Annotated in this window: 18 protein-coding genes; 8 read left to right on the top strand and 10 right to left on the bottom strand. The window is 33.6% G+C overall.

What is annotated here, in order from left to right; all coding sequences use genetic code 11:
* Positions 1-66: 66 nt before the first annotated feature.
* The 8 genes from OD917_RS17695 to OD917_RS17660 form a co-directional block, all read right to left on the bottom strand.
* The gene (locus tag OD917_RS17695; protein ID WP_263524747.1) at positions 67-1815 is read right to left on the bottom strand and encodes a BatD family protein; all 1749 of its coding nucleotides are present in this window, start codon (positions 1813-1815) and stop codon (positions 67-69) included.
* A 98-nt stretch (positions 1816-1913) separates the two neighbouring features.
* Positions 1914-2684: a tetratricopeptide repeat protein gene (locus tag OD917_RS17690; RefSeq protein WP_111287448.1), complete on the bottom strand. Its 771-nt coding sequence runs from the start codon at positions 2682-2684 to the stop codon at positions 1914-1916.
* A 38-nt stretch (positions 2685-2722) separates the two neighbouring features.
* A complete protein-coding gene (locus OD917_RS17685; protein WP_263524721.1) occupies positions 2723-3757 on the bottom strand; it encodes a vWA domain-containing protein in 1035 nt (344 codons plus the stop codon).
* Between the two features lie 74 nt (positions 3758-3831).
* Positions 3832-4833 (bottom strand): vWA domain-containing protein, encoded by a 1002-nt coding sequence (locus tag OD917_RS17680; RefSeq protein WP_263524719.1) that lies wholly within the window; start codon positions 4831-4833, stop codon positions 3832-3834.
* Complete coding sequence (locus OD917_RS17675; RefSeq protein ID WP_263524717.1) at positions 4833-6470, bottom strand: hypothetical protein; 1638 nt, start codon at positions 6468-6470, stop codon at positions 4833-4835. The genes OD917_RS17680 and OD917_RS17675 overlap by 1 nt, the downstream gene beginning before the upstream one ends.
* Positions 6471-6558: 88 nt before the next feature.
* On the bottom strand, positions 6559-6915 hold the full coding sequence (locus tag OD917_RS17670) for a four helix bundle protein (RefSeq protein WP_263524714.1): 357 nt from the start codon (positions 6913-6915) through the stop codon (positions 6559-6561).
* 74 nt (positions 6916-6989) lie between these two features.
* Complete coding sequence (locus tag OD917_RS17665) at positions 6990-7853, bottom strand: DUF58 domain-containing protein (RefSeq protein WP_263524712.1); 864 nt, start codon at positions 7851-7853, stop codon at positions 6990-6992.
* Positions 7854-7933: 80 nt separating this feature from the next.
* On the bottom strand, positions 7934-8938 hold the full coding sequence (locus OD917_RS17660) for an AAA family ATPase (RefSeq protein WP_091494435.1): 1005 nt from the start codon (positions 8936-8938) through the stop codon (positions 7934-7936).
* A 212-nt stretch (positions 8939-9150) separates the two neighbouring features.
* Between OD917_RS17660 and OD917_RS17655 the strand changes: the two genes are divergently transcribed.
* From OD917_RS17655 to OD917_RS17645, 3 genes are all read left to right on the top strand, one after another.
* Positions 9151-10026 carry an aldo/keto reductase family oxidoreductase gene (locus tag OD917_RS17655; protein ID WP_263524710.1) on the top strand — a complete coding sequence of 292 codons (876 nt, stop codon included), beginning with the start codon at positions 9151-9153 and terminating at the stop codon, positions 10024-10026.
* Between the two features lie 101 nt (positions 10027-10127).
* Complete coding sequence (locus OD917_RS17650; protein ID WP_263524708.1) at positions 10128-10883, top strand: SDR family NAD(P)-dependent oxidoreductase; 756 nt, start codon at positions 10128-10130, stop codon at positions 10881-10883.
* A 112-nt stretch (positions 10884-10995) separates the two neighbouring features.
* Positions 10996-12141 (top strand): ATP-binding protein, encoded by a 1146-nt coding sequence (locus OD917_RS17645; protein ID WP_263524706.1) that lies wholly within the window; start codon positions 10996-10998, stop codon positions 12139-12141.
* 169 nt (positions 12142-12310) lie between these two features.
* On the opposite strand, the gene OD917_RS17640 is transcribed toward OD917_RS17645, so the two are convergent.
* On the bottom strand, positions 12311-13054 hold the full coding sequence (locus OD917_RS17640; protein WP_263524704.1) for a DUF3298 and DUF4163 domain-containing protein: 744 nt from the start codon (positions 13052-13054) through the stop codon (positions 12311-12313).
* Between the two features lie 104 nt (positions 13055-13158).
* On the opposite strand from OD917_RS17640, the gene OD917_RS17635 reads away from it, so the two are divergent.
* On the top strand, positions 13159-14301 hold the full coding sequence (locus OD917_RS17635; RefSeq protein ID WP_263524702.1) for a cystathionine gamma-synthase: 1143 nt from the start codon (positions 13159-13161) through the stop codon (positions 14299-14301).
* A gap of 85 nt (positions 14302-14386) precedes the next feature.
* On the opposite strand, the gene OD917_RS17630 is transcribed toward OD917_RS17635, so the two are convergent.
* Positions 14387-15181 (bottom strand): THC0290_0291 family protein, encoded by a 795-nt coding sequence (locus tag OD917_RS17630; RefSeq protein WP_263524700.1) that lies wholly within the window; start codon positions 15179-15181, stop codon positions 14387-14389.
* 323 nt (positions 15182-15504) lie between these two features.
* Between OD917_RS17630 and gdhA the strand changes: the two genes are divergently transcribed.
* The 4 genes from gdhA (at position 15505) to ileS (ending at position 23591) form a co-directional block, all read left to right on the top strand.
* Positions 15505-16848 (top strand): NADP-specific glutamate dehydrogenase, encoded by a 1344-nt coding sequence (gdhA, locus tag OD917_RS17625; protein ID WP_263524698.1) that lies wholly within the window; start codon positions 15505-15507, stop codon positions 16846-16848.
* A 127-nt stretch (positions 16849-16975) separates the two neighbouring features.
* Entirely contained in the window at positions 16976-19258 is a 2283-nt protein-coding gene (locus OD917_RS17620; RefSeq protein WP_263524696.1) for a T9SS type A sorting domain-containing protein, read from the top strand.
* An 87-nt stretch (positions 19259-19345) separates the two neighbouring features.
* On the top strand, positions 19346-20059 hold the full coding sequence (gene recO, locus OD917_RS17615) for a DNA repair protein RecO (protein ID WP_263524694.1): 714 nt from the start codon (positions 19346-19348) through the stop codon (positions 20057-20059).
* Between the two features lie 130 nt (positions 20060-20189).
* The gene (gene ileS, locus OD917_RS17610) at positions 20190-23591 is read left to right on the top strand and encodes an isoleucine--tRNA ligase (protein ID WP_263524692.1); all 3402 of its coding nucleotides are present in this window, start codon (positions 20190-20192) and stop codon (positions 23589-23591) included.
* The last annotated feature ends 2 nt before the right edge of the window (positions 23592-23593 follow it).

Genomic DNA, 23593 nt, shown 5'->3' with positions numbered 1-23593 from the left:
AACTTTGCGAACTTAAATTCGACTCAATCTAAATCAATTTTCTTAGCGAGCTTCGCGGTAAAAAAATTAAACAATCTGTTTTTCTAATTCAGAAATAATCATAACCGCTTTATCATAATCCTGCTGAATCGAAGCGCTTGATGCTGGTGCATAACGTGCAAATTCGCAGTTTTCAGTTAGAGTAATAAAATTCTGAACGGTTTCTGCATTAGCTTTTCTAGATAACAGCAATTCTCTAATATTGTCTTTACTCATTTCTGAGGTTTCAATATGCAGTTTTGCTTTCAAGAAATTATGCATTGCTTTTTCCAGTGCAATATAGAAAGGCTCTTTATTGTTAAGATGTTTCTTCGCTTGAGATAAATATTTCTTCGCCAGCTTATTGTTCATTCTAATTCTATTTCCAGTAACATCACTATCAATAGCTTCTTTTCTTTTTCTAGCTAGAATAATTAGTGGAATAATAACAAATGGAGCAAGCAGTAAACCTAAATACAAATTCGAACCATAGAAATCGTTTTTTGCAAGAGGAATTAAAGCCGTTCTAGTTTTAATGTGTCTAAACTGATCTGTTTTTGCAATTGCATTTTTAGAAGCTTTTTCTCCCGTATTTGCTTCTGCAGGTGTTGGTCCGTCTAAAACATCAACCATGATTTCCTTAGAAGTAATGGTTTTATAAGTGCCTGTACTCAAATCGAAATACGAAAACTGCATTGGTTTTATTGCATATTTTCCTCTGTATTGCGGAATGATTGTGTATTTATCTGTAATTCTTCCAGACATTCCGCTCAATGACGTTGTTACATTTTCGTCATGAACGGGATCATACATTTCAAGTGCATTTGGCACAACAGGTTTTGGAAGCGTAAATAACTTCATATTTCCTGTTCCTTGAGCGCTAACAATTAAATCTAGACTTTCACCATTTTTAAGTGTTGTTTTCGAAGGTGTAACTGTAAAATTAAGTCTGCCGACAGCGCCAGTAAATCCTTCTGGTTTTGTGCTTTCAGGAAGTGGTCTTACATTGATCGTTTTTGCTCCAGCAGAAACTACTTTATTGTCTTCAACAGTAATCATCTGGCCGAACATGTCGCGACGATTTGTTGGTAATTGTACCCCAATATCGAGTGAAAGAGGTTCAATTGTTAGTTTTCCAGATTTTTGCGGATATAAAATTGCTTTTTTCAAGATAACATAATAACATCTTTGTCCTTGGAAATTACCTTCCTCAATTGCAAGCTGTTTGATCTCAATGTTTTGATTCCAAAAATCATTGTATTTTGGTTTTGCCAGTTCTTTAAAACCAGTTACTCCAATATTATTAAAATACAATTTGTACACAACCGTAATTGGTTCGTTCAGATACGGATTTGTTTTTGAAATTTCGGCAACAAGAGTTAACAATTCATTTCCAGATCCTGGAGGTCTGTCGTTTGGATCTCTTTCTTGAGCTACGGCATTGGTTACAGTAACTTTTATTGGGTTTGTTTTGTAAATCTGACCATTGAATTCTATTGCCGCCTGTTTAATAGTCAAAGCACCTTTTTTCTCGGGCTGTAAGATATAAGAATAGATTTTTTGAAAAGAGCTTCGTCCATTTATCCAAGATTGACTAATCTGCTGACTTGGCCCTGCAACAAGTTTGAAACCTTCAAAAGAAGGTTGTTCGAAATTGTCTCCGTCAACATTCATGATGAAGTCTATGCGAAGTCTTTCGTTTACTCCAAGCGTGTTTTTGCTGACTCTGGCTTCAAATTGTACTTGAGCCATAAGTCCTTGAAAAGTGAGTAGAAATAGAATTAAATATCTTTTCATTTAATGTTTAATCGTTGTTATTTAACTGTTTAATCGTTTAATCGTTTTTGAATATTTCTTCTAATAAACAAATTAACGATTAAACGATTCAAATTATTTTACCAGTCTTTTTCTGTTTTTTTAGGATTACCTTTTACTTTTTGAGCGTTTACTTTGTCCTGAATTTTCTTTTCTTCATTGTTAACCGCATCTAACAAATTCTGAACTCGTTCTTTTGATATTCCTCCAGGCTGTGGTTTTGGCTCTCCTTGGTTGTCAGACTTGTCGTCTTTTTTAGGATCGTTTTTACCATCTTTTTTATCCTTGTCTTTATCGCCCTTGTCGTCTTTTTTGTCTTTATCCTTATCCTTGTCCTTATTCTGATCTTTGTTTTTGTCTTTATTTTTATCCTTGTCTTTGTCCTTATCCTTATTCTTGTCTTTATTTTGGTCGTTTTTCGGAGGATTTTCTTTTAATTTTTGTTTTGCGTAAGCATAATTGTAACGCGTTTCATCATCGGTTGGATCATTACGTAATGCCTGTTTGTAAGCTTCAACTGCTTGCGTATAATCTTTCTCTTTCATGAAAACATTTCCAAGATTGTGAAAAGCTTTGTGTTTTTCAGGTCTTGTTTTAGCATTTTTTATCGCTTTCGCGTAAGCGTATTTTGCTTCCGAAACTTGATTTTGTCTATAAATAGTATTTCCTAAATTATATGGCGCTGTTGATCGTTTAGGAAATTTTGATTCCGAAATTCTATAGTTTGCCTCAGCATCAACAAATTTATTCTGTTTATATTCTTCATTACCAGCGGGCAATGTTTTGTCTTTTTCTTGAGCAGAAACTGCAAAAGAAACCGTTAGTAAAATATAAAGAAGTAAATTTTTCATTCTAATTTTGTTTTCTGTTCCGAATTTAATCTGAACATTTATTTCTTTTCGTTAAATAAATCCAACTCTTTGATCCAATTTGTTTTTCTCTCTAATAAGAAAATATCTAGGAACAGTAATAAAAAGGCAAACCCAATAAACCATTGAAACTGCGATTGGAATTCGGCCATTTGTGTAGCTTCAAACTCTGTTTTTTGAATATTGTTTAAAGCATTTTTTACATATTCTAAAACTTCTTTAGTGCTTCCGCCGTAAACGTAGCCACCTTTTGTTGCTTTTGCAATTGTTTTTAAACCTTCTTGATTTAATTTGGTGATTACTGTTTCTCCGTTTAGATCTTTTTGATATCCTCTTACAACACCATTTTCTTTTAACGGAATTGTTCCTCCTTTTTCTGTTCCAACACCAATTGTAATAATCTTCATTCCTAATTTATTGGCTTCTTCTGCCGCAGCAGCAGCACCCTCAGAATGATCTTCACCATCAGAAATTAGAATTAATAATTTGCTGGTTTTACTTTTTTCATCAAAATAAGTTGATGATAGTCTAATTGCTTCGTCAAGAGAAGTTCCTTGTGATGAAACCATTCCTGGGCTCATACTCTGCAAGAACATTTTAGCAACGCTATAATCTGATGTAATTGGCAAAACAGGGAAAGCACTTCCTGCATAAGCTACGATTCCAATTCTATCGCTTCCTAAATTATTAATGATCTGAGAAACCAATTGTTTACTTTTGTCCAGACGGCTAGGAGCAACGTCTTCTGCAAGCATACTTTTAGAAACGTCGACAGCAAAAACAATATCAATACCTTCTCGTTTTACGGTTTCCATTTTAGTTCCAATCTTTGGATTAACTAAACCGATAATCAAGCAGGTAAGAGCCAAAAGAATCACTACAATTTTTAAAACAGGTTTAAAAACAGATTTCTCAGGACTCAGCCTTTTTACCATTTCTAAATCACCAAACTCGCGTTGTGTTCTTCTTTTCCAATACATATTGAAAAGGAAAATACACACCACAATTGGGATCAGTACTAAGAGATATAAATATTTTTTTTCGTCTAATTCCATTTTTTAATTCTAGTTTTCAGTTTTCTGTCACAGTTTTCAGCTGTAAACTGAGAACCGAGACTGGACTAAAATATTTAAATAAAGCTTCTGTAAACTGTATTTCTTAAACCAACTTCAAGCAATAATAAAAAGGCCGCAAATAAAACAAATCCTCTGTATTTTTCGTCATAATCGTAGAATTTCAATTCTTGGATTTCCGTTGTTTCCAGTTTATTGATTGAGTTGTATATTTCTGCTAATTTATCGTTGCTTGTGGCTCTAAAATATGTTCCGTCTGTTTTGCGGGCAATACTTTTCATCAGTCTTTCATCGATTTCAACTTTCTGCATTTTGAAAAGGAAACCTCCGTTTGGTGCATAAGCGTACGGAGATTCTGCCATTCCGTTTGTTCCAAGACCAATTGTGTAAACTTTTATGCCATATTGTTTTGCAATGTCAGCAGCGGTTTCTGGCTCGATAAATCCAGCATTATTTACACCATCGGTAAGAAGAATGATAACGCGGCTTTTTGCTTTACTATCTTTCAGACGATTTACAGCAGTTGCCAATCCCATTCCAATTCCAGTTCCGTCTTGTAAAACATTATCATATTTAATGCCTTTTATAGCTTCAAGAATAATGGCTTTATCACTTGTAACTGGAGTTTTAGTATAGGCTTCAGAAGCATATAAAACTAACCCAATTCTGTCGTTTGGCCTTTCTTCAACGAAATCGCCAGCAACTCTTTTCAGAGCTTCCATACGATTGGGTTTTAAATCTTTTGCCAGCATAGAACCAGAAACGTCAATTGCCATAACGATATCAATTCCTTTTGTTGTTTTAGTTTGGTTGCTAATATCTACGGTTCTTGGTCGAGCCAATGCAATAATCAAAGAACATAAAGCAAGGATTCTGAAAACGTATAGAGCAGGTTTAAACTTTGTCCAAAACGATTCGCTATTTTGGAATCCTGCTGTTGAACTCATTTTTAAGGTAGCCGACTGCTGGTTGCGTTTCCAGAAAAACCAGATTATCGCAATCGGAATTAATAGAAACAACCAAAGAAATTCTGGATTTAAAAAACTCATCTTACTCATTAGTTGCTCGCTCTTTGAAGTTCAACAGAATTTAATACTCGGGTTGTAATCTCGTTTGCATACGTGTCGCCTTCTTCATGTAAAATCAAAATTTGCTGTAAACCTTGGTCTTGTTTGAAAAGCAATAATTCATAATATGCTTTAGTACTTGTTTTGGTCGCTGGGTTCAAAATAGACATTGTTCCGTAACCTTTTACACCCTGAATACCTTCATTGGTTTGAAAATCTTCTTGTTTTACAATTATATTTTGTGCTCCTTGAGCTTCCATTACTTTTAAAGATCCTTCAAGAGCTTTAGCTAAATCTATATCAGTTGGCTGTTTAAATTTAGTTGTAGAAACCGTAATGTAGAAATTATCGATCATGCTTCCGTATGCAAACAGCTGCATTTCTTTGATTAATGCCATCGTTTCTTTTGGAAGTACTTTTTCTGCATCCATTCTTTTTAAAACTTTTGGAGTTTCTATAAGAACAGCTGGATTTCCGTAAGCACTTTTTACCCATTCGCCTTCTAACAATTCTTTAGAAGGATGGCCAATAATATTGTCTTTCACGTAATTGAAACCTTTGGTAACCACAAAGAAAGTTGTCGTAGCAAACAATAAAAGTATGACTGCTGCAACAGAATAACCAATTCTTGCATTACGCTGTTTTTTAAGCTGTGCCTGAATTTGTTTTTGTCTTTGCGCTTCGTTCAATAACTGATCCTCAATGTCTTCTGGGACTTCAGTTGGGATAGCATTATCAAGAGTTAAAATAACTTTTTGAATTTTATTTTTATCTTCTTTAATTTCAAAATCAAGCGGTTTAGATTTTGCAAATTTTACTAAATCGGCCTGACGTAAAACACGTTCCAGATTTTCAACAGTTTCTGGTGTAAGCGTCATTTTCTTTTTAGTAGAAGCGTCTCTAATTGCAGCAATTAACTCAGAAGTTGTGCTTTCCATTGCTGGAATATGAATGGCTTCTTCGATATAATTTCTGGCAATATCGGTTAATTCACTATAATATTCTTTAATTTCACCTTTTTGAACCAGTTCTTTTTGCTCCAGATTATTTAATAAACTTGTCGCTTTTTCGATAGGAGTTTTATAAACTTCTTCTTCGATTTTTTTCAGCTGACGTTTTTTAACATACCAGTAAACAAAAGCTCCAATTCCTAGAATAGCTAAAACAATTAAAAGGTAAATCCACCAATTTCCCATTCCTTCATCAACTGAAGAAATATCTTTAATGTCGTACATTTTCTGCTGTAAAGTGTCCACTTTTACATTGGCAACTTCTACTTTAAGAGAATCAGAATAGAAAGGTTTTTTATCAATTAAAATTTTAACGCTCGGAATTGTATAACGTCCAGAATCAAACTGCGTTAAACCATATTTTTTTATAAGTTCATAATTAGTGGCATCTTTCTTAACCGTATCAATTGGATAAGACTGAATAACTTCTAACGGACCAATGTTTTTAAGTTTCGGAAATTCAACTTTTGCTGTTGAAGTCACAACTGTTTTCAGGGTCAGTTTGAACTCGGCACCAATTTTATTTTTGGTGGTGTCAATACTTGTTTCTACTTGTTTTTGCTGTGCAAAAATCATGGTAGAAAAAAGCAATAAAAATATATAAAGTTTAAATTTCATTTGATTAACGATTGAAGATTAACGATTTTTGATTTTTGATTTTTCCAAGGATTTCTCAATAGTTTTCTAAAATTGTAATCTTTAATTTTTATGAATTATTTTTTGATGTTTTAATGCTGGATACAAAAATGGAAATTAATTGATTTGCTTCTATTTTTACCTGCATTAAACTTTCTCTGTCTGTTGATAAATTTGCTTTGTCTATTATTTTCAAACAAACAAATGTTTCTCTTAATTCTTTCAGACAAATTCCCATTTTATGAATAAAATCTTTTTTACTCTCTGCACTTTGCGCTTCACCGTAATTTAGCGCTGGCGATGTTCCTGATCGAATTATTTGTCCAGATAAATGATTTCCTGCATAATTTTTTTCAAACTTACTTGCTATAATTATAATTGTTGCTGCAAAATCAATCAATCTATTTTCTAATTCTTGTTTAGTCATTTCTTAAATACTTCCTTTAATCTCAAATCACACACATCATAAATCAAAAATCGTTAATCAAAAATCAAAAATCTTTATCTCGATTTGAAATAGCCTAATAGTTTAGTAACGTAATTTTCGTCGACTCTAGTGTTTACAATTCCTGCTCCAGATTTACGGAATGTATCTTTAAAGTAATTAAACTTTTCTTGATAATGTTTCTCGTAATTCAGACGGACAGTTTTAGAACTAGTATCAACCAATTGTATTTTTCCTGTCTCAGAATCCAACATAGAAACCATTCCTAAATTTGGAATCTTTTCTTCGCGCATGTCATAAACACGAACTCCAGTAATATCATGTTTTTTGGAAGCAATTTTTAATGTATGCTCGTAAGAATCAGACATAAAATCTGAAATCATGAAAATAATGGCTTTCTTTTTTTGAGTTCCAGACAAAAACTTCAAAGCTTGTGCAATGTCTGTTTTATGACTTTTTGGTTCAAATTCGATCAATTCACGAATGATGCGAAGTACGTGCGAACGTCCTTTTTTTGGCGGAATATATAATTCTACAGTATCAGAAAATAAGATTAAACCAATTTTATCATTGTTTTGTGTAGCCGAAAAAGCCATCGTTGCCGCAATTTCGGTTACGATGTCTTTCTTGAATTGATTTTTAGAACCAAAAGATTCCGAACCCGAAATATCAACCATTAAAACCATAGTCAATTCGCGTTCTTCTTCAAATACCTTAACGTGAGCTTCGTTATAGCGTGCGGTTACATTCCAATCGATGTTACGAATATCATCTCCGTATTGGTATTGACGCACCTCGCTAAACGTCATTCCTCGTCCTTTAAATGAAGAGTGGTATTCTCCCGAAAAGATATGATTGCTCAGTCTTTTCGTTTTGATTTCTATTTTCCGTACTTTTTTTAAAAGCTCTTTTGTATCCATTCTATTTGTTTAAAGTTTAAAGTTTAAAAGTTTCAAGTTAGTCTTGCAACAACTTGAAACTTGAAACCTGAAACAAATTTTTAAGGTACTTCAATCTCGTTAACGATTTTGTTGATAATGTCTACAGAAGTAATGTTTTCTGCTTCTGCTTCGTAAGTAATTCCAACTCTGTGACGTAATACATCGTGAACCACTGCACGAACGTCTTCTGGAATTACATAACCACGGCGTTTGATGAAAGCATAACATTTAGCAGCATTAGCCAAGTTGATACTTCCACGAGGAGAAGCTCCAAAACTGATAAGCGGTTTTAAATCGGCTAATTTGTATTTTTCTGGGTAACGTGTAGCGAAAATAATATCTAAGATGTATTTCTCAATTTTTTCGTCCATATAAACTTCACGAACAGCTTCTTGCGCACGTAAAATCTGATCTACAGAAACCACTGGATTTACTTTTTCGTAAGTTCCTTTTAAGTTTTGACGAATTACAAAACGCTCTTCATCAATTTTTGGATAATCAATAACAGTTTTCAACATAAAACGGTCAACTTGTGCTTCAGGAAGTGCATAAGTACCTTCTTGCTCAACAGGGTTTTGTGTTGCCAATACTAAAAACGGACGATCTAATTTGAAAGTTGAATCACCAATTGTAACTTGTTTCTCCTGCATCGCCTCTAAAAGTGCTGACTGAACCTTTGCAGGTGCACGGTTAATCTCATCGGCAAGTACGAAATTGGCGAAAATTGGTCCCTTTTTAATAGAGAATTCGTTTGCTTTAATGTTGTAAATCATGGTTCCGATAACATCGGCTGGCAGTAAATCTGGCGTAAACTGGATACGGCTGAAAGATCCTTGAACCGCTTGAGAAAGCGTATTGATGGCTAAAGTTTTTGCCAGCCCAGGAACTCCTTCCAATAAAATATGCCCTTGTCCAAGTAATCCGATCAATAGACGCTCGACCATATGTTTCTGACCCACAATAACTTTGTTCATTTCCATTGTAAGAAGGTCTATAAAAGCACTTTCTCTTTCAATTTTTTCATTTATCGCTCTAATGTCTAAAGTCGTTGTATTTTCTTCCATATAAATATTTTTAAAACCTTGATTTTTACGCCTAATTTTTGAGAGTGCAAATTGAATATTTTTTGAGAAGTAAGATGTTAAAGAATGGTTAAAACTTCGACCAACAACCTAATTTTAAGGACTAATTGTGAATCTATTTTTATATTTTTAAGAACTTTGATGATTATGTTTTATGAAAGCATAATTATTACCAAAAATAACGCATAACTATTATGAGCAAAACAGTCTTATCGCCTATAATTTCGGGCACTATGAATTGGGGAGTTTGGGATAAAAACCTTACAACCAAAGAAATGGAAAACATGATACAAATGTGTATCGAAAACAAAATTACGACTTTTGATCACGCGGATATTTACGGTTCGTATACGACCGAAGCCGATTTTGGAAAAGCCTTTCATGCAAGTAAAATTGCCCGTGAAAAATTACAATTAATTACCAAGTGCGGCATTCAGATGATTGCTGATAAACGCCCAGAAAACAAAATTAAACATTATGATTATTCTAAAGATTATATCATTAAATCTGTAGAAGGATCTTTAAAGAACTTAAAAACAGATTATGTAGACGTTTTTTTACTGCACAGACCAAGTCCGTTAATGCAGGCAGATGAAATTGCAGAAGCTGTTGAGAAATTAAAAGGAGAAGGAAAAATTATCGATTTTGGACTTTCAAATTTTACAAGTTCTCAAACAGAATTGATTCGTCAGAAAACAGAAGTGAGTTATAATCAAGTTCAGTTTTCAGCTACGCATTACGAAGCAATGACAGATGGAAGTTTAGATTATATGCAGACTAACGGAATTCGTCCTTTATCTTGGAACCCGCTTGGAACTGTTTTTAGAGAAGACACAAAACAGACTCGCCGTCTGAAAAAACTTTTTTCTACTTTATTAGAGAAATATCATTTAGGAGCAGATACACTTTTATTGGCATGGATTTTAAAACATCCAGCAAAAGTAATTCCGATTGCGGGAACAGTAAATATTGCTAGAATTCAATCTCTATCAAAAGCTATTGAATTAGAAATGGACAAAGAAGACTGGTTCGCGATCTGGACAGAAAGCATGGGCGACGATGTGCCTTAAATTTTAGTGTTCAGTTAAATGCAAAATCAAAAAAATATTTGCCACAGAGTAAAAGGATTTAAATGATTTTTTTAATCTGTGGCAAAATGAAATAAATAAAAATGAAAAAAACAGTTTTAATTACTGGTGCCACAAGCGGAATAGGAAAAGCAACCGCTGAGATTCTGGCAAAAAATAATTATAAAGTTATTCTTTGCGGAAGACGTACAGACCGTTTAGAAGAACTTCAAAAAGAACTTTCCGTTTTTACAGAAGTACATTCTTTAGCATTTGATGTTCGCGATAAAGAAGATGTTTTGAAAAAAATAGGTTCTTTACCTAATGATTTTGCTACAGTTGACGTTTTAATAAATAATGCAGGAAATGCTCATGGTTTAGATCCAATTCAGAATGGAGATTTGGACGATTGGGATGCCATGATCGATATTAATGTAAAAGGACTTTTATATGTTTCAAAAGCGATAATTCCACAAATGGTTGAAAGACAATCGGGACATATTATTAATATTGGTTCAACTGCGGCCAAAGAAGTTTATCCAAACGGAAATGTTTACTGCGGATCTAAACATGCTGTAGATGCAATTACAGCTGGAATGCGAATTGACTTGAATCCGTTCGGAATTAGAGTTGGCGGAATTCATCCAGGAATGGTTGCAACAGAATTTAGCGAAGTTCGCTTTAAAGGTGATGTCGAAAGAGCCGCTAATGTTTATAAAGGATTTGATCCATTAAAAGCAGAAGATATTGCCGATATTATTCACTTTGTCGTTTCTAGACCTTATCATGTAAATATTGCAGATTTGGTTGTTATGAGTACAGCGCAGGCGTCTTCGACAATTGTCAAGAAAAATATTTAAAAATAGATGATTAGACTTCTTAGAAAGTTAGATCTTTAGATTATCTTAGGAATCTGAAAATCATAAGTCTAAGAAGTCTAAAAATCTAAGTAAGTCTAATAATCTAGAATAAATGATTAATAAGCGCCTTTTAATTAAAAATCTTCTCGCTCATAATGACGAAAGCAGTTTTTATGATAAGAAAAGGCAATTGAATCTTCATTCCAGAGAAGGAAAAGGAAAGTTCTTAAAACACATTTGCGCTTTATCGAATTCCAATCCAAACAATAATTCTTATATCGTTGTTGGAGTAGAAGATCAAGATAACGAAATTGTAGGTGACGATTTCTTCGATGACAGCCGAATTCAGAATCTGGTCAATGCATTTTTAGAAAATCCTCCAAAAATTCAATATGAAAATGTCCCTTTTCCAAACCTTCCAAAAGACAAAGTAATCGGTCTGGTTACTATAAAGCCAAAAAACAAAATCTCGTACTTTAAAAAAGGAATTCATACTATTCTCGCCAACAGTGTTTTTGTGAGACGTGGCAGCAATTCGATTCCTTTAGAAGAGCATGAAGTAATCGAAAAAAACAATCAAAACACCGAAACGGTAATTGGAATCGAGAATAGTTCTCGAAATAGTATTCAATATACTTTAGATGGTGTTATCGATTTTATGAATTTTAGACATAAAGATATGTCTCCAAAATATCGCGTTTTCAAAGAATTATTTGTGATTTGCTGGGCTGGAGTTCCGAAAAAAATGCGTGATAAAACCTTTCTTTCACGTGTTGACATAGAATTGATCAACGAACAGATTAAGCTTTTTTATTCTGCACAAGATGTTGTTACTATCGAATATAACGATGATACTTTTACCATTACAGAATATGTTCCGTTGGGATTAAATGACAAAACCAGTTATTATCCGTTAGAAGAACAAACCATTCATTTCTTTGATAACGGTTATTATAAAATTGACCGTCAAATGCTTTTTCAGCCGCCAGAGTTTAACCGAAAAATGCTGTACCATATTTATAATGCAAATATGTCTTTATTGGCGAAACTTCAAAAAGAAATCAATTTGTCTGATCGTGAAATGAAAGATTTAGAAAATCTGCCTTCTACTTTTATGATTTGCTATTTGAACGGTTTTGAAGATGCCAGACAAAAATTAATTGATGCAAAAATGCTTCTCAAACCTTATAAAAATGTCTATTCTTCTTTTAAAGAAGCTTTAAGGGTTTTACGTAAAATGAAGTATGATGTCCAGTAAAAAGGGCAAAGGTTCAGAGGTTCAAGTGACAAAGGTTTTTCTGTAGAGACCGCAGTGCGTCTACGTCCAGCATATCGACAAAAATTGTGTTAAAAGATTGTGTTAGACACACAGCAGTGCGTCTCTACGATATATTAGGGACTAAATAAAATGTTTTGATTTTATTTTTCTATTGAAAATTCAAATATTGCTGCACTTCTTCATAAGAAAATATAAGCTCTTTTGGACCATCTGCATACGATGCTGCTTCGTATGAATTATAATATAAAAGTAAGCCTGAAGAGGTATAAAAAATGTTTTGAGGCAGTTGAAATTTGTCGTTTTCAAACATTAATCCTGTAGCATTTATATTAGCTTTTTCTGGGATTTTGTACTTTGCTCTAAAAGTCTTTTCGGCGAAAGCCTTAAACTCATTTTCGTTTTTAAATAACTGATTATTGAAAATCGTTTTTCCTGTCTTTTTATTGAATAATAAGGAACGATAACCTTGATATCCGTGAGCGCCGCCCGTAAAAGTGTAGTGATCAATTTTAAGGTTTAAGACTTGATCAGATTCAAATTCGACATTTCCGGTTATTTTTGCTTCCCAGCCAAAAGTATCATTCGGGAATTTTTGATGCATTTCTTCGTATGAAGCAATAAACGATTTTGCCAATGATTCGTAATCATTGACTTTCGTCGAATCTTCACCAAAAAATACAATTTCTTTAATAACAGCAAATACTTTTTTATTGATGCTGTCTGATGTTACTTTAATATTTTTAGCAATTGGAACTTCTATTGTGATTTTCGGGCAGTCATTTTTGCACGGAATTGTAGATTTTTCTTCAAAGGTTTCATTTTCAAATGAGAGCTCTTTTTTGCAACTTGTAAAAATCAAACACAATAAGATTGTAAATATGTAATTTTTCATATCAAAAAGTGTTAATTATCTACAAAGGTAAGAAGTTGTGTCAGGATAAAATAAATTAAGCGGTAAATTTGTACAAGAATTAAGGAATTAAAATTTAGAACTATATGAAATTCAATACAAAAGTAATACACGGAGGACAGCATCATGATCCAAGTACAGGGGCAGTTATGCCACCAGTGTATCAAACTTCAACATTTGTGCAAACTAGTCCAGGTAAACCTTTGGCTGATTATGAATACAGCAGGGCTTCAAATCCTACGCGTACTGCTTTGGAAGATGCGCTAGCAAGTATAGAAAATGGAACTCGCGGACTTGCATTTTCATCTGGTCTTGCAGCAACAGACTGCGTTTTGAGATCTTTCAAAGCTGGAGACGAAATCATTGCTATGGATGATTTGTATGGCGGAACGTATAGAATGTTTTCTCGTGTTTATAAAGATTCTGGTATTAAATTTCATTTTGTTGATATGACGAATATCGAAAAATTGAAAAGTTTAATCAACGATAACACGAAGTTAATCTGGGTAGAAACACCAACAAATCCGTTGATGAAATTGGCAGACATTCAAGAAATAGCAAAAATTACGCAGGAGAAAAAAATTCTTCTTGCTGTAGATAATACTTTTGCAACTCCGTATTTACAGAAACCTTTAGATTTAGGAGCAGATATTGTAATGCATTCGGCTACAAAATATTTAGGCGGACACTCTGATGTTATTGCTGGAGCATTAATTGTAAAAGATGCAGCGCTTGGCGAACAATTGCATTTTCAGCAATTTGCTACTGGAGCAACTCTTGGTCCAATGGATAGTTTTTTAGTTTTAAGAGGAATTAAAACTTTGGCTTTAAGAGTTCAAAGACATTGTGAGAATGGCGAGAAAGTAGTAGAATATTTAAGTAATCATCCTAAAATTAAAACGGTTTATTATCCAGGTTTAGAAAATCATCCTTTTCATGAAATTGCTAAAAAGCAAATGAAAGCTTTTGGGGGAATGGTTTCTTTTGATTTTAAATCAGGTAAAAAAGAAGATTCTATTGCCTTTTTAGAGAAATTAAAAGTGTTTACTTTGGCAGAATCTCTTGGCGGAGTAGAATCATTGGCTAATCACCCAGCCTTAATGACGCATGCATCAATTCCTGCAGATAAGAGAGCTGAAGTTGGTATTACTGATGATTTGGTTCGATTAAGTGTTGGTATTGAAGATGCAGAAGATTTAATTGCAGATTTAGAACAAGCTTTATCTTAAAAATAAGCAATAAAAAAAATCCCAAAATTCCAAAAGTAAAATTGGAAATTTGGGATTTTTTATATTTTGAAATTTAGAGTGTTTTTTAGAATTCTAAATAGTAAATATATCCAAAGTTAAACCAAACCTGCCAGTCGTTAGATTTGTTTTCTTTATAAATATCTTTATTTGGATTTAAACCATCAATCCAGTCTGAGTTGTACATTTGGAAACGAGTTTCAAACATTAAATCGCTCATTTCAGTTAATTTATAATGAACGCCGACAGCAGCTGTTGCAGATAAAGCTACACCAGTTTCTGTAGAAAACCCATGCGCACGTCCGTCAGATGGAGTTAAGTATTTTCCAGGAGTAACATTAGGAAGAGTAATATCTCCTAAATGAGATCCAACTTTAGTTGAATAATAACTTACTTGAAATCCTAAACTTCCATACGGACTGAAGCTACCAATTGTGTTTTCAAAATCATGAATTTTCATGAAAGGCGAAAATTCCAATTGAGCACCAAGATTTACTACAGAAGAACTTGCATGCATGTTCTTTAATTGTTGAGCAAATACTCCGTCAGGTTTTCTTTCAACCCACTCTCCAAAGTGCTTCAAAGTTGTTTTACTAAAAGACAATTCTGACCTAACTTTAAAGTGCTCTGTAAAGAAGCTCTCTCTATTGTTGGCTGCAGAAAAGTTTATGAAATGCATAATTCCAACTCCAAAACCAGTATTCCCAACATTGGTGTCAACGTTATGTCTTTCACCAAAATCTGACTGTAATGTAACTGGTCCTGCAAATATTCCTATCTCTTGAGCTAGGTCCGACTGCGCTGATGCTACGGTTGATATACCAAAGATGGCAAATAATGTGATAAATAGGTGTTTAGGCATTTTTTAGGGGCTTACAAATCTCGGCAAATATATAAAAAACCTAATCGATTCAAAATATTAAATTGCTGTATTGAAAAATAAGTATCAAAATACTTAATTTACTAACTTTTAAAAGGTGATTTATATGTAAACACCTACATGTAAAATGTGTTTTTTTGTAATATTTGAAAAAAACACAAATCGCTTCAAAAAAGTGAAAAATATAACATCGAATCATTATTTGATATATCTTTGTGTGTTAAAACGAAAACGTTTTCTTAAACATAATTTCTTATTTATAAGAATAGGAATTAAATCAAATTATCTGAAAAATTTATTTCAAAATGGAACAAAAAATAAATGAATTTATGGCTCTAATTGAGTCGAAAAATCCAAACGAACCAGAATTTCTTCAAGCGGTTAGAGAATTTGCAGAAACTGTAATTCCTTTTATATCTGAACGTAAAAAATACGATGGAAAGAATATACTTCTAAGAATCGCTGAACCGGAGAGATCAATTATATTTAGAGTTCCGTGGGTAGACGATAAGGGAGAAATTATTGTAAATAGAGGTTTTAGAATTCAGATGAACTCTGCAATTGGACCTTATAAAGGAGGAATTAGATTTCATCATACAGTAAATTTATCAGTCTTAAAATTCCTTGCTTTCGAACAAGTATTTAAAAATAGTTTAACTACACTTCCAATGGGTGGTGGAAAAGGTGGTTCTGATTTTGATCCAGAAGGAAAATCAGATGGCGAAATTATGCGTTTCTGCCAATCTTTTATGACAGAATTATGTCGTCACATTGGTCCAGACCTTGACGTTCCTGCTGGAGATATTGGTGTTGGTGCTCGTGAAATCGGATATTTATTTGGACAATATAAAAGAATTAGAAATGAATTTACTGGAGTTTTAACTGGAAAAGGTTTGGCTTACGGTGGTTCATTAATTAGACCAGAAGCTACAGGATATGGAGTAGTTTATTTTACTGATCAAATGCTTCGTACTATTGGGCATGAAATTAAAGGTAAAAGAGTTGCTATTTCTGGATTCGGAAATGTAGCTTGGGGTGTTGCCTTGAAAGTAAATGAACTTGGAGGTAAAGTAGTTACTATTTCTGGACCTGATGGTTATATTTATGATGAAGAAGGAATTTCTGGAGAAAAAATCGACCACATGCTTGAAATGAGAGCAACAGGAGATAATAGAGCAGAAAGATATCTTGAAAAATATCCAAATGCAATATTCCATAAAGGGAAAAGTCCTTGGGAAGTAAAAGTAGATATCGCAATTCCATGTGCCACTCAAAATGAATTGAACGGAGATGATGCTAAGAAATTAATTGACAACGGAGTTCTTTGCGTTACTGAAGCAGCTAATATGCCTTCTACTTTAGATGCAATCAAACTTTTCTTAGATAATAAAGTACTATTTGCTCCAGGAAAAGCGGCTAACGCTGGTGGTGTTGCTGCTTCTGGATTGGAAATGACTCAAAACTCTATTCGTTTAAACTGGACTAGTGAAGAAGTAGATTTAAGATTGAAAGAAATCATGATCGGAATTCATAACCAATGTAAAAAATATGGTGCAGAAGAAGACGGATATGTAAACTACGTAAAAGGAGCAAACATCGCTGGATTTGTAAAAGTTGCCGACGCTATGCTTGCGCAAGGTGTCGTTTAAAACTTAGTTATAATTATAGAAATGCCTTCAGTTATCTTTATTAAGATATCTCGAAGGCATTTTTATTTATATCAAAAATTAAATAATTCTCGTTTGTAGTATATTTGTCTATCCGAATACATTAATAATGAAAAAAACATTCTTCTGCGGTCTATTTTTAGTTCTAATTCAATTTTGCCAAGCTCAGGGTAAGTTGTCTTGGCAGGGATATTTTTCGTTTAATGAAATAAAAGATGTTTCAGAATCTTCCACTAGCGTATTCGCAGCATCAGAGAATGCTTTGTTTTCTAAAAATATTTCAACTAATGTTCTAAAAACAACAACTACAGTTGATGGATTATCGGGACAAACTATTTCAGCGGTCTATTATAGTGAAGCTTTCAAAAAAACTATTATCGGTTACGAGAACGGTTTGATGATTTTAATCAATGAAACTGATGGAAGCATATTAAAAGTTGTAGATATAATTAATAAACAACTCCCAGCAAATACAAAAAAGATCAATCATTTTATGGAATACAATGGTTTGATTTATGTTTCTTGCGATTTCGGAATTGTACAATTCAATTTAACTACTTCTCAATTTGGAGATACTTATTTTATTGGAGACAATGGAGCTGAAATCAGTGTAAAACAAACTACTTTTTTTAACGGATTTATTTTCGCAGCAACTACAAGCGGTATAAGAAAAGCAGATAGTACCAATCCTAATTTAATAGATTATAATCAATGGTCGGTAGTAAATACTGGAAGTTGGTCAAGTGTAGAAGCTTTGGATACAGAACTTATTGCTGTAAACGATTCTGGCTATATTCATCGATTTAACGCAAGTACATTTGTAGGTTTTTCTCAATTGCCTCAGGCTTCTGTTGATATGAGAGCTAAAAATCATAATTTATTTATTACAACGGCCAGCACTGTTTATGTCTACAATAATCAGATGGTTTTGAATAGACAAATTACAAATACACAGGTTTTAAATAATACGCTGAGTTTTTCGTGTGCAACGGCAATTGGAGATCAGCTTTTTATTGGAACAAAAGAAAACGGATTATTTGGTTCTACATTAAGTACGGCTTCGGCATTTGCAAGTACAACGCCAGCAGGACCTTTTCGTAATAACATTTTTTCATTAGATGCAACTGCCAATGTTTTGTGGGCGGTTTATGGTGACTACGATGCTTCTTATAATCCTTATAGTTTGGATAGTTATGGAATTAGCAAATACAATGCTTCGGGTTGGTTGAACATTCCTTATTCTGAAGTTTATGACGCAAAATCAATTACAAGAATTCTTGTGAACCCAAACAACGAAAAGCAAGTTTATGCAAGTTCGTTCTTTTCTGGTTTGCTGAAAGTTGAAGATGATGTTCCGAATTTTTTATACAATGAGACAAACAGCGGATTGGAATCTATTACAACAGAAGGTCCAGATTATATTGATGTGCGTATTAATGCAACCGCTTTTGATAAAACAGGAAATCTTTGGGTCACTAATAGCCGAATTAAAAATGGTCTAAAAGTATTAAAAACAAATGGACAATGGGGCAGTTATGCAATGTCTTCAATTTTGATCAATCCAGAATCTAGCAGCTATTCTAGTATAGTTGTAGATAAGAATAATGTAAAATGGATTGGAACCAATAGAGATGGAGTAGTTGGTTTTAATGAAACTACTAATACATTTAAGAAAATGACATCTGGTACCGATGAAGGAAATTTACCAGTAGAAGATGTTCGAACTTTGGCGATAGATACAAAAAATCAGCTTTGGATAGGAACAACAAAAGGGTTGAGAGTTTTATCGAATGTTAGCAATTTTCAGTCAGAAAGCCAATTAAAAGCAAATGCAATTATTATTACTGAGGATAATTTGGCGCAAGAATTAATGTATGAGCAATTTGTTACTTCTATTGCTGTCGATGGGGCAAACAATAAATGGATTGGAACAGCAGATTCGGGTGTTTTTATGGTTTCATCAAACGGACAGGAAACAAAATATCATTTTACCATAAATAATTCTCCGTTGCCAAGCAATTATATAAATGATATTAAAATAAACGGTAAAACTGGAGAGGTTTTTATTGCAACCAATAAAGGTTTAGTTTCTTTTAATGGAATTTCAACAGATGCAAACGATGATTTGAGTAATGTATATGTGTATCCAAATCCAGTTCGTCCAACTTATACAGGAACCGTTAAAGTCGCTGGATTAATTGATAAAGCAAATGTCAAAATCACAGATATTGAAGGGAATTTAGTCTTCGAAATAACTTCTTCTGGTGGAACAATCGAATGGGATACAACTGCTTTTGGAAAATACAAAGTAGCTTCTGGAGTTTATATGGTTTTTATTTCTGCGCAAGACGGAGGAGAAACTAAAGTAAAAAAAGTGATGATTATTCGTTAAGTATTCAGTCGCAGTCTCAGTTTTCAGTTCAAAACCTGAAACTTGAAACTTGAAACTTGAAACTTGAAACAAAAAAAAACAAAAATATTGCTCGTCAAAACCAAAGCCATAGTAATTTCGTCTTTAAAATTTCAGGAAAAAAGCTTGATCGTAAAATGCTTTACACTTTCAAGCGGATTGAAATCTTATTTTGTACGCGATGCTTTTTCGAGCAGAAAAGCAAGTCAGAAGATTGCCTATTTTCAGCCATTTTCAATTTTAGAAATTGAAGCGGTTCATAAAAACAAAGGCACTTTAGAGAATTTTAAAGAAATAAAAAGTGCTGTTCCGTTTCAAAGCATTCATACTGATATTGTAAAAAGTACGATGGTAATGTTTCTGTCAGAAATGCTGCATCATTCCATTCAAGAAGAAGAAAAAAACGAACAGCTTTTTCTGTTTTTAGAAACCGCACTGACTTGGCTCGATCATCATGATGAAATTTCTAATTTCCATTTAATTCTACTTTTGGAAATTACAAAATATCTTGGTTTTTATCCGGATCTTTCAGAAAATAATCTTCCTTTTTTTGAAATGAATGAAGGTGTTTTTACACTTTTTCAAAATGGAAATGTTTTGTCTGAACACGAAACAAATTTGTTTAAAAAGCTTTTGGATTTAAAATTCGATAACGATCAAAAAATCTTTCATGTTTTGGAAAGACAAATCCTGCTGAAAATCTTAATTGATTACTATAGTTTGCATTTGGACGGATTCAAAAAACCTAAATCTTTAGAGATTTTAAAAGAAGTTTTCTCTTAAATCAATAAAAACAACAATATTTATTGCGGAATCTACTTGAAATTTCCTGAAACCAGTCTTTTTTCCGTTATCTTTTCTCTATTTTCCTCAAAATTCCTTACTTTCGCACCTCGTTTAAGAAAAGGATAAAATGAGTACAAAATTTACTGAATACAAAGGACTTGACTTACCAACTGTAGCGTCTGAAGTTCTTGATTTTTGGAAGAAAGAAAATATATTTGAAAAGAGTGTAACAACTCGCGAAGGAGCTGAGCCTTTCGTATTTTTTGAAGGTCCGCCTTCAGCAAACGGATTACCTGGAATTCACCACGTAATGGCACGTGCGATTAAAGATATTTTTTGCAGATATAAAACTCAGAAAGGTTTTCAGGTAAAAAGAAAAGCCGGATGGGATACTCACGGTTTGCCTGTAGAATTAGGAACCGAAAAAGAATTAGGAATTACAAAAGAAGATATTGGTAAAACAATTTCGATTGAAGAATATAACGAAGCGTGTAAAAAAACCGTTATGCGTTATACCGACGTATGGAATGATTTGACCGAAAAAATGGGTTATTGGGTAGATATGGAAGATCCGTATGTGACTTATAAACCGAAATATATGGAATCTGTTTGGTGGCTTTTGAAACAAATCTATGATAAAGGTTTGTTGTATAAAGGATACACAATTCAGCCATATTCTCCAAAAGCAGGAACAGGACTATCTTCTCACGAGGTAAATCAGCCTGGAGCTTACCGTGATGTAACTGATACTACAATTGTAGCGCAGTTTAAAACACTTCCAGAAACTTTGCCTTCATTCTTGCAAGGTTTTGGAGATATCCACATTTTAGCTTGGACGACAACTCCTTGGACGCTTCCGTCAAATACCGCTTTGACAGTTGGTCCAAAAATCGATTATGTTTTAGTAAAAACTTTCAATCAATATACTTTTGAGCCAATCAATGTGATTTTGGCTAAAAACTTAGTTGGAAAACAATTCGGAAAAGGATATTTTGTAAGTGAAGATGACGCTGATTTTGACAATGTGAAAAATGGCGACAAAAAATTGCCATATAAAATCTTAACTGAAGCAAAAGGTGCAGATTTAGTAGAAATCCGTTACGAACAATTATTGCCTTACGTGTTGCCATATCAAAATGCTGAAAATGCATTTAGAGTAATTTCTGGTGATTTCGTTACAACAGAAGACGGAACAGGAATCGTGCATACAGCACCGACTTTTGGAGCAGATGATGCTAAAGTAGCAAAAGAAGCAAAACCAGAAGTTCCGCCAATGTTGGTTTTGGACGAAAACGGAACTGCAGTACCTTTAGTTGACTTACAAGGTAAATTCACTTCTCATGTTGGGGATTTAGCTGGTAAATATGTTAAAAACGAATATTACGATGCGGGACAAGCTCCAGAGAAATCTGTAGATGTTGAAATCGCTATTCGTCTGAAAGAAGAAAACAAAGCTTTTAAAGTTGAAAAATACGTGCACAGTTATCCACACAGCTGGAGAACAGATGAGCCGTTATTATACTATCCTCTAGATTCATGGTTCATCAAAGTAACCGATGTAAAAGATAGAATGTTCGACCTGAACGAAACTATCAATTGGAAACCTAAATCTACTGGTGAAGGACGTTTTGGAAATTGGCTTAAAAATGCTAATGATTGGAACTTATCTCGTTCTAGATATTGGGGTATTCCGTTGCCAATTTGGAGAACAGAAGATAAAACGGAAGAAGTTATTATCGGTTCTGTTGAAGAATTGTACAATGCAATCGAAAAATCGATCGAAGCAGGTTTCCAAAAAGAAAATCCGTTTAAAGGATTTGAAATCGGAAATATGTCTGAATCAAATTATGATTTAATCGATTTGCACAAAAATGTTGTTGATGCTATCACTTTGGTTTCAGCTTCTGGAAAACCAATGAAGCGCGAAAGTGATCTAATCGACGTTTGGTTCGATTCTGGAGCAATGCCTTATGCACAATGGCACTATCCTTTTGAAAACAAAGATAAAATTGACGGAAACAAAGATTTTCCAGCGAATTTCATTGCTGAAGGTGTAGATCAAACTCGTGGATGGTTTTATACTTTACACGCTATCGGAACTTTGGTTTTTGATAAAATCGCATATAAAAACGTAGTTTCAAACGGTCTTGTTTTGGATAAAAACGGAATTAAAATGTCTAAGAGTAAAGGAAATACTATAGACCCGTTTAAGACCATTGCAGAAAACGGTCCTGATGCTACACGTTGGTATATGATTATGAATGCAAATCCGTGGGATAACTTGAAGTTTGACCTTGAAGGAATTGCTGAGGTTAAACGTAAATTCTTTGGAACTTTATACAACACATATTCATTCTTCTCGTTATATGCTAACATCGACGGATTTAAATATGCTGAAGCTGAAATTCCGTTAAACGAAAGACCAGAGATCGATCAATGGATTATTTCTGAATTACATTCTTTAATCAAATTCGTTGATGAATGTTATGAAGATTATGAGCCAACGAAAGCTACAAGAGCAATTTCTGACTTCGTTCAGGAAAACTTAAGTAACTGGTACGTTCGTTTATGCCGTCGTCGTTTCTGGAAAGGAGAATACGCTAAAGATAAAATTGCGGCTTACCAAACGCTTTATACTTGTTTGTTAACTATAAGCAAATTGAGCGCTCCAGTAGCTCCATTTTTTATGGATAAATTATACAGAGATTTGACATCATCTACGGGAACCGAGGATTTTGCTAGTGTTCACTTGGCTGAATTCCCAAAATTTGTCGAAAACTTTGTTAATAAAACGTTGGAAAGTAAAATGCAGAAGGCGCAAACTATCTCATCTTTGGTTTTATCACTGCGTAAAAAAGAGATGATAAAAGTTCGTCAACCTTTGCAAAAGGTAATGATTCCAGTACTTGACGACAATCAGCGTGCTGAAATCGAAGCGATTTCTGACCTTGTAAAAGCTGAGGTAAATGTTAAAGAAATCGAACTTTTAGACGATGCGTCGGGTATTTTGGTAAAACAGATTAAGCCTAATTTTAAGGCTCTTGGACCACGTTTTGGAAAAGATATGGGTCTGATTTCTAAGGAGATACAAGGTTTTTCTGCAGATCAGATTAATCAATTAGACAAGCAAGGAACGCTAGATATTGTTATTGCAGGAAATAGTGTAACTTTATCACTAGAAGATGTAGAAATTACATCACAAGATATCGAAGGATGGTTAGTTGCTAATTCAAACGGAATAACAGTTGCGCTTGATATTACTCTTACCGAAGAATTGAAAAACGAAGGTATCGCCAGAGAATTAGTAAATAGAATACAAAACATCCGTAAAGATTCAGGATTTGAGGTTACGGATAAGATTAAAGTTCAAATAAAAAGAAACGGTATTTTAGAAGATGCAGTTTCAAAAAACGAAGACTATATTAAGTCTGAAACATTAACAGACGAACTTGTTTTTGCTGACACGTTAGAAAACGGCACAGAAATTGAGTTTGATGATATTAGAACCATTATATTAATTTCAAAATAGTT

This window comes from Flavobacterium sp. SH_e (assembly GCF_025717045.1).
Classification (GTDB): domain Bacteria; phylum Bacteroidota; class Bacteroidia; order Flavobacteriales; family Flavobacteriaceae; genus Flavobacterium.
This window is presented reverse-complemented; position numbering and strand designations above follow the sequence as displayed.

Coding starts and splice junctions, on each gene's coding strand:
- OD917_RS17695 (WP_263524747.1), bottom strand. CDS start 1,815: ATGAAAAGATATTTAATTCTATTTCTACTCACTTTTCAAGGACTTATG.
- OD917_RS17690 (WP_111287448.1), bottom strand. CDS start 2,684: ATGAAAAATTTACTTCTTTATATTTTACTAACGGTTTCTTTTGCAGTT.
- OD917_RS17685 (WP_263524721.1), bottom strand. CDS start 3,757: ATGGAATTAGACGAAAAAAAATATTTATATCTCTTAGTACTGATCCCA.
- OD917_RS17680 (WP_263524719.1), bottom strand. CDS start 4,833: ATGAGTAAGATGAGTTTTTTAAATCCAGAATTTCTTTGGTTGTTTCTA.
- OD917_RS17675 (WP_263524717.1), bottom strand. CDS start 6,470: ATGAAATTTAAACTTTATATATTTTTATTGCTTTTTTCTACCATGATT.
- OD917_RS17670 (WP_263524714.1), bottom strand. CDS start 6,915: ATGACTAAACAAGAATTAGAAAATAGATTGATTGATTTTGCAGCAACA.
- OD917_RS17665 (WP_263524712.1), bottom strand. CDS start 7,853: ATGGATACAAAAGAGCTTTTAAAAAAAGTACGGAAAATAGAAATCAAA.
- OD917_RS17660 (WP_091494435.1), bottom strand. CDS start 8,938: ATGGAAGAAAATACAACGACTTTAGACATTAGAGCGATAAATGAAAAA.
- OD917_RS17655 (WP_263524710.1), top strand. CDS start 9,151: ATGAGCAAAACAGTCTTATCGCCTATAATTTCGGGCACTATGAATTGG.
- OD917_RS17650 (WP_263524708.1), top strand. CDS start 10,128: ATGAAAAAAACAGTTTTAATTACTGGTGCCACAAGCGGAATAGGAAAA.
- OD917_RS17645 (WP_263524706.1), top strand. CDS start 10,996: ATGATTAATAAGCGCCTTTTAATTAAAAATCTTCTCGCTCATAATGAC.
- OD917_RS17640 (WP_263524704.1), bottom strand. CDS start 13,054: ATGAAAAATTACATATTTACAATCTTATTGTGTTTGATTTTTACAAGT.
- OD917_RS17635 (WP_263524702.1), top strand. CDS start 13,159: ATGAAATTCAATACAAAAGTAATACACGGAGGACAGCATCATGATCCA.
- OD917_RS17630 (WP_263524700.1), bottom strand. CDS start 15,181: ATGCCTAAACACCTATTTATCACATTATTTGCCATCTTTGGTATATCA.
- gdhA (WP_263524698.1), top strand. CDS start 15,505: ATGGAACAAAAAATAAATGAATTTATGGCTCTAATTGAGTCGAAAAAT.
- OD917_RS17620 (WP_263524696.1), top strand. CDS start 16,976: ATGAAAAAAACATTCTTCTGCGGTCTATTTTTAGTTCTAATTCAATTT.
- ileS (WP_263524692.1), top strand. CDS start 20,190: ATGAGTACAAAATTTACTGAATACAAAGGACTTGACTTACCAACTGTA.